The 14,385-nt window shown below is 55.8% G+C and carries 13 protein-coding genes; 4 read left to right on the top strand and 9 right to left on the bottom strand.

The genetic code is table 11. The features are described 5' to 3' along the window. Positions 1 to 61 precede the first annotated feature (61 nt). Positions 62 to 949: a LysR family transcriptional regulator gene (locus JBO43_RS18700; protein ID WP_095280404.1), complete on the bottom strand. Its 888-nt coding sequence runs from the start codon at positions 947 to 949 to the stop codon at positions 62 to 64. A gap of 102 nt (positions 950 to 1,051) precedes the next feature. Here JBO43_RS18700 and JBO43_RS18695 point away from each other — a divergent pair, with 102 nt between their 5' ends. Beyond that, positions 1,052 to 1,462, top strand: a complete 411-nt coding sequence (locus JBO43_RS18695) for a CidA/LrgA family protein (protein WP_202674820.1) — start codon at positions 1,052 to 1,054, stop codon at positions 1,460 to 1,462. After that, complete coding sequence (locus tag JBO43_RS18690) at positions 1,455 to 2,144, top strand: LrgB family protein (RefSeq protein ID WP_202674819.1); 690 nt, start codon at positions 1,455 to 1,457, stop codon at positions 2,142 to 2,144. Before JBO43_RS18695 ends, JBO43_RS18690 begins: the two co-directional genes overlap by 8 nt. 39 nt (positions 2,145 to 2,183) lie before the next feature. Here JBO43_RS18690 and actP read toward each other — a convergent pair whose 3' ends face one another. The 3 genes from actP to acs all read right to left on the bottom strand — a co-directional run bounded on the left by actP (position 2,184) and on the right by acs (position 6,254). Then, on the bottom strand, positions 2,184 to 3,830 hold the full coding sequence (gene actP / locus JBO43_RS18685) for a cation/acetate symporter ActP (protein WP_202674818.1): 1,647 nt from the start codon (positions 3,828 to 3,830) through the stop codon (positions 2,184 to 2,186). Further along, positions 3,827 to 4,144: a DUF485 domain-containing protein gene (locus JBO43_RS18680; protein WP_202674817.1), complete on the bottom strand. Its 318-nt coding sequence runs from the start codon at positions 4,142 to 4,144 to the stop codon at positions 3,827 to 3,829. The genes actP and JBO43_RS18680 overlap by 4 nt, the downstream gene beginning before the upstream one ends. Before the next feature lie 151 nt (positions 4,145 to 4,295). Beyond that, positions 4,296 to 6,254 carry an acetate--CoA ligase gene (gene acs, locus JBO43_RS18675; protein ID WP_202674816.1) on the bottom strand — a complete coding sequence of 653 codons (1,959 nt, stop codon included), beginning with the start codon at positions 6,252 to 6,254 and terminating at the stop codon, positions 4,296 to 4,298. A 418-nt stretch (positions 6,255 to 6,672) separates the two neighbouring features. On the opposite strand from acs, the gene gltP reads away from it, so the two are divergent. Beyond that, positions 6,673 to 7,986, top strand: coding sequence for a glutamate/aspartate:proton symporter GltP (gene gltP / locus JBO43_RS18670; protein WP_095280410.1), 1,314 nt, complete (start codon positions 6,673 to 6,675; stop codon positions 7,984 to 7,986). 92 nt (positions 7,987 to 8,078) lie between these two features. On the opposite strand, the gene JBO43_RS18665 is transcribed toward gltP, so the two are convergent. The 3 genes from JBO43_RS18665 to fdhF form a co-directional block, all read right to left on the bottom strand. Continuing rightward, complete coding sequence (locus JBO43_RS18665) at positions 8,079 to 8,753, bottom strand: tetratricopeptide repeat protein (RefSeq protein WP_095280411.1); 675 nt, start codon at positions 8,751 to 8,753, stop codon at positions 8,079 to 8,081. A 117-nt stretch (positions 8,754 to 8,870) separates the two neighbouring features. After that, complete coding sequence (locus JBO43_RS18660; protein ID WP_095284151.1) at positions 8,871 to 9,023, bottom strand: Hok/Gef family protein; 153 nt, start codon at positions 9,021 to 9,023, stop codon at positions 8,871 to 8,873. A gap of 371 nt (positions 9,024 to 9,394) precedes the next feature. Further along, on the bottom strand, positions 9,395 to 11,542 hold the full coding sequence (gene fdhF / locus JBO43_RS18655) for a formate dehydrogenase subunit alpha (RefSeq protein ID WP_095280412.1): 2,148 nt from the start codon (positions 11,540 to 11,542) through the stop codon (positions 9,395 to 9,397). A gap of 257 nt (positions 11,543 to 11,799) precedes the next feature. Here fdhF and JBO43_RS18650 point away from each other — a divergent pair, with 257 nt between their 5' ends. Next, on the top strand, positions 11,800 to 12,531 hold the full coding sequence (locus JBO43_RS18650) for a response regulator (RefSeq protein ID WP_202674815.1): 732 nt from the start codon (positions 11,800 to 11,802) through the stop codon (positions 12,529 to 12,531). Here JBO43_RS18650 and JBO43_RS18645 read toward each other — a convergent pair. Both JBO43_RS18645 and JBO43_RS18640 read right to left on the bottom strand, forming a co-directional pair. Further along, a complete protein-coding gene (locus JBO43_RS18645) occupies positions 12,528 to 13,520 on the bottom strand; it encodes a carbohydrate kinase family protein (RefSeq protein ID WP_103947460.1) in 993 nt (330 codons plus the stop codon). The genes JBO43_RS18650 and JBO43_RS18645 overlap by 4 nt on opposite strands. Beyond that, the gene (locus JBO43_RS18640) at positions 13,520 to 14,380 is read right to left on the bottom strand and encodes a ketose 1,6-bisphosphate aldolase (RefSeq protein ID WP_202674814.1); all 861 of its coding nucleotides are present in this window, start codon (positions 14,378 to 14,380) and stop codon (positions 13,520 to 13,522) included. Before JBO43_RS18640 ends, JBO43_RS18645 begins: the two co-directional genes overlap by 1 nt. Positions 14,381 to 14,385 lie beyond the last annotated feature (5 nt).

The following is a 14,385-nucleotide window of genomic DNA, read 5'->3' as shown; positions in this document are numbered from 1 at the left end:
AGAAAAACCGAACTGCCCCCTCTCCCTTTGGGAGAGGGTTAGGGTGAGGGGAAACAGACGACTACTCCCCCTTCACCCAAAACCCCTCACAACATGTCAACCACGCCTGGGCACTGTGCGACAAATAGACTCCTTCGCGCCAAATCATCCCTAACTGCCAGTGCAAATCGCTCTCCAGCGGTATCCAGCGCAGGGTATTTTTATCCAGCCGCTCGCAGATTGGCTGCGGCAAAATCGCGATTCCGACGCCCGCCTGCACCATCGCCGCCAGAAAATCCCACTGACCGCTGCGCACCGCAATACGCGGTTTGACGCCGTGCTGGTGAAACAACTGCATCAGTTGGCGGCTGAGGGCGAAATCCTCGTTGTAAATCAGCAGCGGATGTTCCGCCAGCCGTTCAGGTTTAACCGTGTCGATGTGCAGCCAGTCGCCGGAGCGAGGCACCAGTACACACAGGGGATGGCTGAACAGCGGCAGCGTCGACAGGCCGCTGTCCTCTTCGACGGGCAGGGCGGTCATCGCCAGATCCAGCTCGCCGTTCATCACAGCCTGTTGCACGGTCAGGCCGCCAAATTCGGAAATTTTCAGCTCGACGCCGGGATAGCGCTGGCGAAAAAGGCTGATCGGCCCGGCCATCATCATCCCGACCATCGGCGGAATACCTAAGCGCAGCAGACCTTTATTCAGATGGTTAATATCGCCAAGCTCGGCCTCCAGCTGGCGAAATTCTGCCAGAATCGCCAGCCCGCGCTCAAACACCACGCGCCCGGTATCGGTCAGCAACAGCTTGCGGCCATCGCGGATCAGCAGGGTACAGTTCAGTTCATCTTCGAGATTTTTCAGCATCTTGCTGATGGTGGGCTGGGTAACAAACAACTTTTCCGCTGCGCGGGTAAAACTCTGCTGGCGAACCACTTCGACAAAATAGCGCAGCGTTCTTATGTCCATGATTATTCCTCGAAACTATACCTGTGATGATTTTAATTCATTTCAGTCCACTCCGTGTGGTCACTATACTGGCGCTTCATCTCATTTCTGAGGAATTTCCCCATGGCCGTGGCGTTAAGTCGTGTTACGCCTGCTGTTGTGCAACGGCTCCAGGTACCGGTTCAGGTCCTGCTTTACGCTGCCCTTTTTGTTTTCGCCCAATACCTCGTTACCTGGCTGCATCTGCCGCTCCCCGCTAATCTGGTCGGAATGGTGCTGATGCTTGTGCTGATTCTGTGCCGCGTCATTCCCCTGAACTGGGTCCGCGCAGGGGCTCGCTGGTTACTGGCGGAGATGCTGCTGTTCTTCGTTCCGGCGGTGGTGGCGGTGGTGAACTACGCGCAGCTGCTGATGGTCGACGGCTGGCGGATTTTTGCGGTGATCGCCCTGAGCACACTGATGGTGCTGGGCGCGACGGCGTGGGTGGTGGATAAAGTCTATCGCTTTGAAATCAGCAGGCAGAAGCATGACTAACTTTCAGATAAGCGTCCTGTGCCTGTTGGTCACGCTGATTATCTATTTCGCCAATAAACGGTTGTACCGCCGCTTTCACGCTTTGCCGCTGATGCCGCTGGTCTTCACCCCGATTTTACTGGTGCTGATGCTGGTTTTCGGCCACATCTCCTGGCAAAACTATATTGGTGAATCTCACTGGCTGCTGTGGCTGCTCGGCCCGGCGACCATCGCTTTTGCTGTTCCGGTTTACGATAATCTCGCGATCATCAAACGTCACTGGATGTCGCTCACCGCAGGCGTGGTGACGGCCACGGTGGTGGCGGTGACCAGCTCCGTGTGGCTGGCGCGGTTGTTCACGCTGTCCGATGAGATCCAGCGCAGTCTGGCGGTGCGTTCTGTCACCACGCCGTTCGCGCTGGCGGCGGCAAAACCCCTCGGCGGCCAGCCGGATCTGGTGGCGCTGTTTGTCGTCGTAACCGGCGTGTTTGGCATGGCGGTGGGCGATATGCTGTTTTTACGTCTGTCGATTCGTGAAGGGATGGCGAAAGGGGCCGGATTTGGCGCGGCGTCGCACGGCGCGGGAACCGCACGGTCGTATGAAATCGGTCAGCAGGAAGGTGTGGTCGCCAGCCTTGTGATGATGCTCTCCGGCGTGACGATGGTGCTGGTTGCGCCGCTGGTGGCGTGGGTGATGTTCTGAAAAGAATCCCCGGCCAGAGCGGCCGGGGAAGATTAACGATTAATGCGCGCGGCCCTGATCGATCCCAAGACCGGTTTGTGAACGGATAAACTGGGCGCGGAATTTGTCGCGTTCCAGGTTACCTTCCGGCGAGTTATCGGTGGCCGAGAAGAACCAAATCCCAATGAACGCCACGGCAATCGAGAACAGCGCCGGGTATTCGTACGGGAAGATCGCTTTTTCGTGACCGAGGATCGTCACCCAAATCGTTGGGCCGAGGATCATCAGAATCACCGCCGTCAGCAGGCCCAGCCAGCCGCCAATCATCGCGCCACGAGTGGTCAGTTTTGACCAGTACATGGAGAGCAGAATGATTGGGAAGTTACAGCTTGCCGCAATCGAGAACGCCAGGCCGACCATGAAGGCGATGTTCTGTTTCTCGAACAAAATCCCCAGCAGGATTGCCACCACGCCCAGAATCAGCACCGTGATTTTGGAGACTTTCAGCTCCTGGCGTTCGGTTGCCCCTTTACGCCAGACGTTGGCGTACAGGTCATGAGAAACCGCCGACGCGCCCGCCAGAGTCAGACCAGCAACCACCGCCAGAATCGTGGCGAAGGCCACGGCGGAGATAAAGCCGAGGAACAGATTGCCGCCCACGGCATCAGCCAGATGCACCGCCGCCATGTTATTGCCGCCAATCAGCTGCCCCGCCGCATCTTTAAACGCCGGGTTCGCGCCGACCAGCATGATCGCGCCGAAGCCGATGATAAAGGTCAGAATGTAGAAATAGCCCATAAATCCGGTGGCGTAGAAGACGCTTTTACGCGCTTCGCGGGCATCTGATACCGTGAAGAAACGCATCAGAATGTGCGGCAAGCCGGCGGTACCAAACATCAGACCGAGACCGAGGGACAGGGCGGATATCGGGTCTTTCACCAGCCCGCCAGGGCTCATGATCGCTTCGCCTTTCGGGTGAACCGCCATCGCTTCGGTGAACAAGTTATTGAAGCTAAAGCCGACGTGTTTCATCACCATAAAGGCCATGAAACTCGCACCGAACAGCAGCAGCACGGCTTTGATGATCTGTACCCAGGTGGTGGCGAGCATGCCGCCGAACAGGACGTACATCACCATCAGCACCCCGACCAGCACCACGGCGACGTGGTAGTTCAGGCCGAACAGCAGCTCGATCAGTTTACCCGCGCCGACCATCTGGGCGATCAGGTAAAGCGCAACCACCACCAGCGAACCGCAGGCTGAGAGAGTGCGGATTGGGCCTTGCTTGAGGCGGTACGACGCCACATCAGCAAAGGTGTAGCGCCCGAGGTTACGCAGGCGTTCGGCAATCAGGAACAGAATGATCGGCCAGCCGACGAGGAAGCCGAGGGAATAAATCAGACCGTCGTAGCCGGAGGTGTAGACCAGCGCGGAAATTCCGAGGAACGAGGCGGCAGACATAAAATCACCCGCAATCGCCAGCCCGTTCTGGAAGCCAGTAATATTGCCGCCCGCCGTGTAGTAATCGTTACGCGAACGCACGCGTTTTGACGCCCAGTAGGTGATGTACAGGGTCAGCAAGACGAAAATCAGGAACATGATGATCGCCTGCCAGTTGGTTGGCTGGCGCTGGACCTCGCCGGTCAGGGCATCGGCATGTGCTGCAAAAGGCAGTGCGGCGGCTAGCGCCGTCAGAACTCGCTTCATGATGCTTTTACCTCACGCAGTACCGCTTTATTGAGACGATCAAATTCACCGTTCGCGCGCCAGACGTAGACCCCGGTCAGCACAAATGAAATCACGATCACGCCGATACCGATGGGTATCCCGCGCGTGACGCTGGTGCCTGCATGCAGCGGCGTGCCCAGCCAGTGTGGTGCAAAGGCGATCAGCAGAATAAAGCCGACGTAGATAATCAGCATGATGATGGAAAGGATGAAGGCAAACCGTTGCCGTTTTTCGACGAGCTCCCTGAAATGCGCACTATGTTCTATCCGTTGATAAATGTTGATGTCATTCATCACAGAGTCTCCAGAGGTAGGGTGAGGGTTATTTTTATGTTCCCCCTCTCCCTGTGGGAGAGGGCCGGGGTGAGGGCATCAGCGTGCGCTGTTCCCCCTCACCCTAACCCTCTCCCTCAAGGGAGAGGGGACCGCCAGGAGCGGAGTTGTATTAAGAAGGCATTGCGATGGCCTGCTTCTCTTCGAGCAGTTTTTCCACCACGCCAGGATCGGCGAGCGTTGAGGTATCGCCGAGGTTACTGGTATCACCCGCGGCGATTTTGCGCAGAATGCGGCGCATGATCTTGCCGGAGCGGGTTTTGGGCAGCGAGTCGGTCCAGTGCAGCACGTCCGGCGTGGCGAGCGGGCCGATCTCTTTGCGTACCCAGTTACGCACTTCGGTGTACAGCTCAGGCGTTGGCTCTTCGCCGTGGTTCAGGGTGACGTAGGCATAAATCGCCTGGCCTTTGATGTTGTGCGGAATACCCACCACCGCCGCTTCGGCGATTTTCGGATGGGACACCAGCGCCGATTCAATCTCAGCCGTACCCAGACGGTGACCGGAAACGTTCAGCACATCGTCCACGCGTCCGGTGATCCAGTAGTAACCGTCTTCGTCACGACGCGCGCCGTCGCCGCTGAAGTACATGTTTTTGAAGGTCGAGAAGTAGGTCTGCTCGAATCTGTCGTGATCGCCAAACAGGGTACGCGCCTGGCCCGGCCACGAGTCGGTGATCACCAGGTTGCCTTCAGTCGCGCCGTCGAGCGGGTTGCCTTCGTTATCCACCAGCGCAGGCTGCACGCCGAAGAACGGACGGGTAGCGGAACCGGCTTTCAGTTGAGTGGCACCCGGCAGCGGGGTGATCATGAAACCACCGGTTTCAGTCTGCCACCAGGTATCCATTACCGGACATTTTTCGTTGCCGATTTTCTTCCAGTACCACTCCCAGGCTTCCGGGTTAATCGGCTCGCCAACCGAGCCGAGAATACGCAGGGAGGAGCGGTCGGTGCCTTCGATGGCTTTGTCGCCTTCGGCCATCAGGGCGCGAATGGCGGTTGGGGCGGTATAAAGAATGTTGACCTTGTGCTTATCGACCACCTGACACATACGGGCAGGCGTCGGCCAATTCGGTACGCCTTCGAACATCAGCGTGGTCGCGCCGCAGGCCAGCGGGCCGTACAGCAGATAGCTGTGGCCGGTGACCCAGCCGACGTCGGCGGTACACCAGTAAATGTCGCCCTGGTGATAGTCAAAAACGTATTTAAAGGTCGATGCCGCGTAAACCAGATATCCGCCGGTGGTGTGCAGCACGCCCTTCGGCTTGCCGGTGGAGCCGGAGGTATAAAGGATAAACAGCGGATCTTCAGCGTTCATCGCTTCAGGCTGATGCTGATCGCTGGCTTTTTCAATCAGGTCGCTCCACCACAGGTCGCGGCCCTCTTTCCACTCGACGTTGCCGCCGGTGCGTTTGAGAACGATGACGTTGGTGATGGTTTTGACGTTCGGGTTTTTTAGCGCTTCATCGACGTTTTTTTTCAGCGGGATGCCGCGACCGGCACGCAAGCCTTCGTCAGCGGTGATCACCAGTTTTGAACTGGAGTCGATAATGCGCCCGGCGACCGCTTCAGGCGAGAAACCACCGAAAATCACCGAGTGCACGGCGCCGATGCGTGCGCAGGCGAGCATCGCCACGGCGGCTTCCGGCACCATTGGCATATAAATGGCGACCACATCGCCTTTTTTGATGCCTTGTTCAAGCAGCACGTTGGCAAAACGACAGACGTCGCGGTGCAGCTCTTTATAGGTAATGTGTTTGCTCTGCGAGGCGTCGTCGCCTTCCCAGATAATGGCGGTCTGATCGCCGCGCTCGGCAAGATGGCGGTCCAGACAGTTCGCTGCAAGGTTCAGCGTGCCGTCTTCATACCATTTGATGGAGATATTGCCCGGCGCAAAAGAGGTGTTTTTCACCTTCTGATACGGCGTGATCCAGTCAAGAATTTTGCCCTGCTCACCCCAGAAGGCATCAGGGTTAGAGACAGATTGCTGGTACTTTTGCTGGTACTGCTCCGGATTTATCAGGCAATGGTCCGCAATATTTGCGGGAATGTCGTGTTTGTGAATTTGGCTCATGGCTTTTGTTCTCCTTTTAGGATGTTAATAATATGTCGCAAAAACGTTAATTGTAGGGGCTTTGATAGCTTTGTTTGTTATTTGGGCGACAGATCACGCATTAAATGAACAGATTAAAAAATCAGCAATCGAAACTTTGAAGGGAAATAATTTACTGCGTGGATTATTCACATTTAGTTGAAAAAAAGCTTTTTTATAACAAAAGGTTATTTATAAGAATTATTACAAATTAGCGTCATATCGGCTTTTTGTAGTGAAAAGCCTCGTTCTTAAAGGGTTGCGCAGCAGGCCATGCAAATGATACTGATACGGCGCGTTAAAAACCCTATAAACCAACGCAACACAATTCATACCCTTTCAGTATGTGCCATTCCTGCCAGTAATGGGGAAGGGCGCTTCATTGAGGAAGTCCGTTTTTATGAAAAATTTGAAAATCAGCCTTGCCTGGCAAATTTTGCTGGCGATGGTGCTGGGCATCTTGCTGGGCAGTTATCTGCATTATCACAGTGACGACCGCGAGTGGCTGGTGGCGAATATGCTGTCACCGGCGGGCGATATCTTTATTCACCTGATCAAAATGATTGTTGTCCCGATTGTGATCTCTACGCTTATCGTAGGTATCGCGGGTGTGGGCGATGCCAAGCAGTTAGGCCGTATTGGTGCGAAAACCATCATCTATTTCGAAGTGATCACTACGGTTGCTATCATTTTAGGTATCACGCTGGCGAATGTGTTCCAGCCGGGTTCCGGGATTGATATGTCACAACTGGCGACGGTGGATATTTCGAAATACCAAAGCACAACCGCAGAAGTGCAAAGCCATGCACATGGCCTGATGGGGACTATCTTGTCGCTGGTGCCGACCAATATCGTGGCGTCGATGGCGAAAGGCGAAATGCTGCCGATCATCTTCTTCTCGGTGCTGTTTGGTCTGGGCCTTTCCTCCCTGCCCGCCACGCACCGCGAACCGCTGGTGACGGTGTTCCGTTCGATCTCCGAAACCATGTTTAAAGTGACGCATATGGTGATGCGCTACGCCCCGGTGGGTGTGTTTGCGCTGATCGCTGTGACCGTGGCGAACTTCGGGTTTGCCTCCCTGTGGCCGCTGGCGAAGCTGGTTCTTCTGGTGCATTTCGCGATTCTGTTCTTTGCGCTGGTGGTGCTGGGGCTGGTCGCGCGTATCTGCGGGCTGAGCATCTGGATCCTGATTCGTATTCTGAAAGACGAGCTGATTCTGGCTTACTCCACGGCCAGCTCCGAGAGCGTGCTGCCGCGTATTATTGAGAAGATGGAAGCCTATGGCGCGCCAGCGTCTATCACCAGTTTCGTGGTGCCGACCGGGTATTCCTTTAACCTCGATGGCTCAACGCTGTACCAGAGTATTGCGGCGATTTTCATCGCCCAGCTGTACGGAATCGATCTGTCCCTGTGGCAGGAAATCGTGCTGGTGCTGACGCTGATGGTGACGTCAAAAGGGATCGCCGGCGTGCCGGGTGTCTCCTTCGTCGTGCTGCTGGCAACGCTGGGTAGCGTCGGTATTCCACTGGAAGGCCTGGCGTTTATCGCCGGTGTTGACCGTATTCTCGACATGGCGCGTACCGCGCTGAATGTGGTGGGGAATGCGCTGGCGGTGCTGGTTATCGCCAAGTGGGAACATCAGTTCGACCGTAAAAAAGCGCTGGCGTACGAGCGCGACGTGCTGGGTCGTTTTGATAAGACGGCGGATCAGTAACGTAAAAAAAAGCCGGGTGGCAGCTTCGCCTTACCCGGCCTACAAAACAGGTGTTCACTTTAGGCCTGATAAGCGTAGCGCCATCAGGCTTTTTACTCCCCACTCAGAGCATCAAACTCTTCGCATCCGGTATCAAACCCTTCGCTACAGCTCAGATTAAACCAGTACAGCGCCTTCTGTTTATTTGGTGTGATAAAGCCTTTTTCACCCTGCTGGAAGACCATACCCGCCCAGTATTCTGCGTAACCGGTACGCGAAATGGCAGAGCTGCGCTTGAGCCACATTTCCGCCTGCGCATCATCCTGCGGCATCTCAACGCCGTTGGCGTAAATCAGACCCAGCAGCATCTGCGCATCAACCGCAGAGTCACTGTCGATATCATCGGTGGCGGTCCGCAGCAGTTTTATCGCCTGAGGATAATCCGTTTTACCCGCCTGGGTATTCACCAACAGTCGCGCCAGCATGATGGCCCCGCGTTTACTGCCCGCAATGGTTGCCTGTTGCGCCAGCGTTTTGGCCTGCGCGTAGTCGGCGTGTTTAAAATGAATTTGTGACAGCAGTGCCACAGCATCGACTTCACCGCCTTTTGCGGATTTCTCTGCCCACAGCTCGGCCTGTTTATCATCGCCCGCACTAAAGTAGGTATCGGCCAGATAGTACTGGGCCCGCGCATCGCCTGCTTCGGCTTGTTCTTTATATTGGCTGCCGAGTTCGTCAGCCCTCACAAACGAGGTAAAAAGGAATAACAGCGTAAAAAGGGTTTTCATAAGCTCTTATCTTTCGGGTCTACAGCGGCCAGTATAATCGCGGTCTGAGAAGAATAAAAAGGGTGCGTTAAGACCTCAGCGTCCAGACAAGCCGGGCGGGTTTCCCCGCCCACAAAATTAACCCGCAATACAGGCTAATTTTGCCGCCACCTCCTGATGTTCACTCTTTATTGATAACTCGCATAGCCTGCCGCGATTAATAAAGGTAAAAATCACGATCGTTAGACAAACGATTAATACAATGCCTAACATGGTTTTTAAAGGCGTCATGCCTATTACTCCTTGCGTCAAAAAGAATAAGAGGCTACTCTCAACTTGGTGGAGTTGATGTGGTTGCATGGTTACGTATTTATACGTAGTGCCATGCGAGTAGCCTCAGGTGAATGAAAATTTTCCTGGGGCTTTCCACTTTCTGCTCCTTGCTAATACTTAACTCTATGCTCAAAACAGAAAGTCTTAAGCACCCGTCGCCATCTTATCCCTCTGAATTAAAATGCAAAGATGTAATTTCATTCTTTTAAAATTGCATATTATTCTGCGAGCGGGGTTCCGTAATAATATTGGTGTAATTTATATGAAAGCTACCAATAAAAAAAGGGATGAATAAATCATCCCTTATATGCGTTGAACGTGTAATAAAGCTAACCCATCGCGCTTTCGCGTAATCTGGCTTTCAGTTTGGTATATTCATCTATCACATATTGTTCGGCGCTTTGTTGGTCGGCAATCGATTCAACGCGTACGGCGCAATACTTATACTCCGGCGTTTTGGTTATCGGACTGAGGTTTTCCGTCACCAGTTCGTTACAGGCGCCAATCCACCACTGATAGGTCATGTAAACCGCCCCTTTGTTTGGGCGATCGCTCACCTGCGCACGGGTGATGATCCGGCCTTTGCGCGAGTTGACCCACACCAGCGCTTCATCCTCAATGCCCAGTCGTGCAGCATCGGCGGTGTTAAGCTGTGCGTAGCCCGGTTCATCCGCCAGCGCGGCCAGCGCCGCACAGTTCCCGGTCATCGAACGACAGGAGTAGTGGCCCACTTCACGCACCGTTGACAGTACCATTGGATATTCTTCGGTGAGTTTATCGATAGGCGCCACCCAGTCGCAGGTGAAGAACTGAGCCAGCCCGTTCGGGGTGTCGAACTTCTCGGCAAAGAGGTAAGACGTACCCTGATCGGCCTCTGACTCATCGCGGCACGGCCACTGGATATAGCCCAGTTCGCCCATTTTTTCATAGGTTGCCCCGGTGAAATCCGGACACAGATTGCGCAACTCATCCCAGATCTCCTGGGTGTTGTTGTAATGCATCGGATAACCCATGCGGGTGGCGATTTCGCTGATGATTTGCCAGTCTGTTTTCAGATCCCACTTCGGCTCGACCGCTTTAAAGAAGCGCTGGAAGCCGCGGTCCGCCGCGGTGTAGACCCCTTCGTGCTCGCCCCAGGATGTTGACGGTAAAATCACATCCGCCGCCGCCGCGGTTTTGGTCATGAAGATGTCCTGCACAATCACCAGCTCGAGATCTTCAAAGCCTTTGCGCACCGCCGACAGTTCGGCGTCGGTTTGCAGCGGATCTTCGCCCATGATGTAAGCCGCACGCACTTCACCGTGCGCCGCACGATGCGGCAGCTCGCTGATGCGATACCCGGTATGTTCTGGCAGACTCTCTACGCCCCACGCTTTGGCAAATTTGGCGCGGTTTTCCGGGAACTTCACATATTGATAGCCCGGATAGGTATCAGGCAGTGCGCCCATATCGCAGGCACCCTGAACGTTATTCTGCCCACGCACTGGGTTAACGCCGACGTGCGGTTTGCCGAGGTTGCCCGTCAGCATCGCGAGGCTGGTTAGCGAGCGCACGGTTTCCACGCCCTGATAGAACTGGGTCACGCCCATGCCCCACAGAATCGACGCGGTTTTGGCGGCAGCGTACATCCGCGCCGCCTGGCGAATTTCTTGCGCAGTGACGCCGGTAATCGTTTCGACCGACTCTGGCGTGTAGCCTTCGACAATCTTGCGATACTCCTCGAAGCCTTCCGTACGAGTAGCAACAAAGGCCTGGTTGTAGAGATTTTCTTCGATAATGACGTGACCCATCGCATTCAGCAGCGCGATATTCGAGCCGTTGCGTAACGCGATGTGCATATCCGCGATGCGTGCGGTTTCAATTTTACGCGGATCGCAAACGATGATTTTCGCCCCGTTGCGTTTCGCGTTAATCACGTGATTCGCCACGATAGGGTGGGAATCCGCTGGGTTGTAGCCGAAAACAAACACCAAATCGGTGTTATCGATTTCGTTAATAGCATTACTCATTGCGCCGTTACCGACCGACTGGTGCAGACCTGCAACCGATGGGCCGTGTCAGACGCGAGCGCAGCAGTCGACGTTATTGGTACCAATAACGGCGCGCGCGAATTTTTGCATTACATAGTTAGTTTCATTACCCGTTCCACGCGATGAGCCGGTGGTCTGGATCGCGTCCGGGCCGTATTTGGCTTTGATATCGCTCAGGCGTTTGGCGACGTAGTCCAGCGCCTCGTTCCAGGAGACGGATTCCAGCTTGCCGCCGCGTTGACGACGGATCATGGGGGTTTTCAGACGGGGGGTGAGGATCTGGGTATCGTTAATAAAATCCCAGCCATAGTAGCCTTTCAGGCACAGCGTGCCCTGATTGGTCTTACCCTGTGCAGCCTCCGCCCGGACGATTTTGCCGTTATCGACCACCAGGTTTATCTTGCAACCCGAGGCACAATAGGGGCAAACCGTGACGACTTTTTTCATCGGTATCGCTCCAGTTAATCACATATTTCCCACCCATTATGCAGCTTCTATGCCATGTTTTTATTGTGGGTATCGCCTGACTTTACGGCCGATGTTTGGTCAAAACCCTGACGAGACGCAGGCAATCGTCAAAATTGACGTGTCGAAGAGGCAATGGATGTGACATGGGTTGAAATTCCATCACGCAATGATGGATTTGGCTGGAGCCGATTGCAGAATAGGTCAGACTTAACATAATCCCCTGACGGAAGCATACGATGAAACCGGCGATTCTGGTGGTTGATGACGATACGGCGGTCTGCGAACTGCTGCAGGATGTGCTTAACGAGCACGTCTTTACCGTGCACGTCTGCCACACCGGGCGGGATGCGCTGGCGCTGGCCCAGCGAGAGCCGGGCATCGCGCTGGTGTTGTTGGATATGATGCTGCCGGATATCAACGGATTGCAGGTTTTACAACAGCTCCAGAAGCAGCGCCCTGAGCTGCCAGTGATTATGCTTACGGGTCTCGGTAGCGAATCGGATGTGGTCGTCGGGCTGGAAATGGGTGCGGATGATTACATCGGCAAACCCTTTAATCCGCGCGTCGTCGTTGCCCGCGTCAAAGCTGTCTTGCGGCGCACCGGCGTGCTGGCGGCGGAACCGACTGCGCCGCGCGCAGCGGGATTAGGCTTTAACGGCTGGACGCTCGACACCACCCGCTGTGAATTAAGCTCCCCGCAGCAGGCGACCGTTGCGCTCACTCAGGGCGAGTACGGTTTACTGCTAGCTCTGGCGCAGAACGCGCGTAGGGTTTTAAGCCGGGAACAGCTGCTGGAGCTGACCCATAGCGAAAGCGCCGAAGTGTTTGATCGCACGATCGACGTACTGATCATGCGCCTGCGGCGAAAAATTGAGATCAATCCCCATCAGCCGCTGCTGATCAAAACCATTCGCGGCCTCGGCTATGTCTTTGCCGCAGACGTTTCTCACAACGATAAAGCGGCCTAAAGGCTGGATTCCAGCTCGACCAGCGTTTTCGCGCCATCAATGGCATTCGCCGCCAGCAGACTGGCCCGCGCGCAGGCGTGCGCCAGGGCAATGCTGTCTGGCAGGGACCACGCCTCGTGGCAGCCGTATAAAAAGCCCGCGCAAAACGCATCCCCAGCCCCGACGCTGCCGATAATCTCATCCGGTTCCAGCTGTCGTGAGGGCACCCATTGGCCTTGCTCACCCGGCGCTTCGCCCCAGGCACCTTCCGGGCAGTGAATCACTACGCGCTGGCGCACACCTGCCGCCAGCAGCTGCGACGCGGCTTCGGCGATATGCAAAATGTTCGGTGTATTACTGCTGTCGCGCATTTCCAGCCCGCTAAACTCACCGGCTTCCAGCTCGTTAATCACCAGATAATCCACATAGCGCAGGGCAGGGAGCACCAGCGGCTGATAGCGCGGATCGCCTTTGCGCGACACTAAATCGAGCGATGTTTCGTACCCCAGGTCGCGCATCTGGGAGAGCAGACGCGCGCTGCGGGTGCCAAACTCGTCGTCCGGCAGATCCAGGCTGTCGAGCAGCAGCAGATACCCGAGATGGAAAATCTTCATCGACGGATCGAGCCGATCAAACGCCGGGAGATCCAGCAGGCGGTTGGCCGCCGGAGAGTGGAAAAAGGTGCGTTGCCCGCTGGGATCGGTCATCACCTGCGACATTGACGTCGGCGCAAAAGTGGTGCGCTGCACCCGCTGGCGGTTGACGTGGTACTGGTCGAGCATCGCCAGAATGTAGTCCCCGTCACTGTCGTCACCGATCAGCCCGACCGCCTGCAATGGCAGGCCAACGTGCATTTTGGCCAGGGTGAGTAACACATTCAGCGGCGCGCCGCCGGTGGCCCGCTCGCTGTGAATAATCTCTGCCAGCCATCCGCGCTCCGGCCACTGCACAATCTGATGCACATGATCGACGAGCATATTCCCTGCGGCAATAACGCCCCGGCGTTCCATCAGGCTTTCCCCGCGCTGCCGAAAATACGCATCTGTTCAGACACCGTGTCGGTGATCGCCTCTTCAATGCCTAACAGCAGCTCGGCAAACTCATCGTAAATCGGCTGTCGATGGGTGATCCGCTGCTCGACGGAGGCCAGCGCCGCCTGCGACATCCCGGTGTAGAAATTGATTTTGTGAATGCCCAGCTCAATCGCGCGACGGAAATCGGCGTCGCTGATCCCGGACCCACCGTGCAGCACCAGCGGCAGGCCGGTTTGCTGGCGGATCGCATCAAGGCGCGCAAAATCGAGCTTCGGCTCGCCTTTGTACTTCCCGTGGGCATTGCCAATCGCCACGGCGAGGGCATCAATGCCGGTCTGATCGACAAAATCGCGTGCCAGGGCCGGGTCGGTGAAAAACGCTTTGTCGGCGTGGCCGTACAGCGCACCGCCTTCGTCACCGCCGACCGCGCCCAGCTCCGCTTCCACCGACACGCCCACGGCGTGGCACATCTTCACAACTTCCCGGGTCTGGCGAATATTCTCTTCATAGCTAAGGGTTGAGCCATCAAACATCACGGAGCTGAATCCTAAGCGCAGCGCCCGCACGACTGCCTCAAAATGCAGGCCGTGATCGAGATTGAGGACTATGGGAATATCGTGTCGCGCGGCCTCGAACCGGACCGCTTCGACTAATGAATCCAGCGAAAGGTACTTAAAATGCACTTCGGCGATGTTGATGATAAACGGCGAGCGCTCCTGAGTTGCGGCGGCGAACAGGGCGCGCAGAAAGTGCGAGTCGAGCACGTTAAACGCGCCGAGCGCGTAGCGATGTTCACGGGCGTGTTCCAGCCCGGCGGCGAGAGAAATTAGCGGCATTATTC

Origin of the sequence: Lelliottia jeotgali (genome assembly GCF_016771845.1) — a bacterium.
GTDB classification, from domain to species: Bacteria; Pseudomonadota; Gammaproteobacteria; order Enterobacterales; family Enterobacteriaceae; genus Enterobacter; species Enterobacter jeotgali.
The sequence above is the reverse complement of the archived record's forward strand: the minus strand, read 5'-3'. Positions and strand labels throughout refer to the sequence as shown.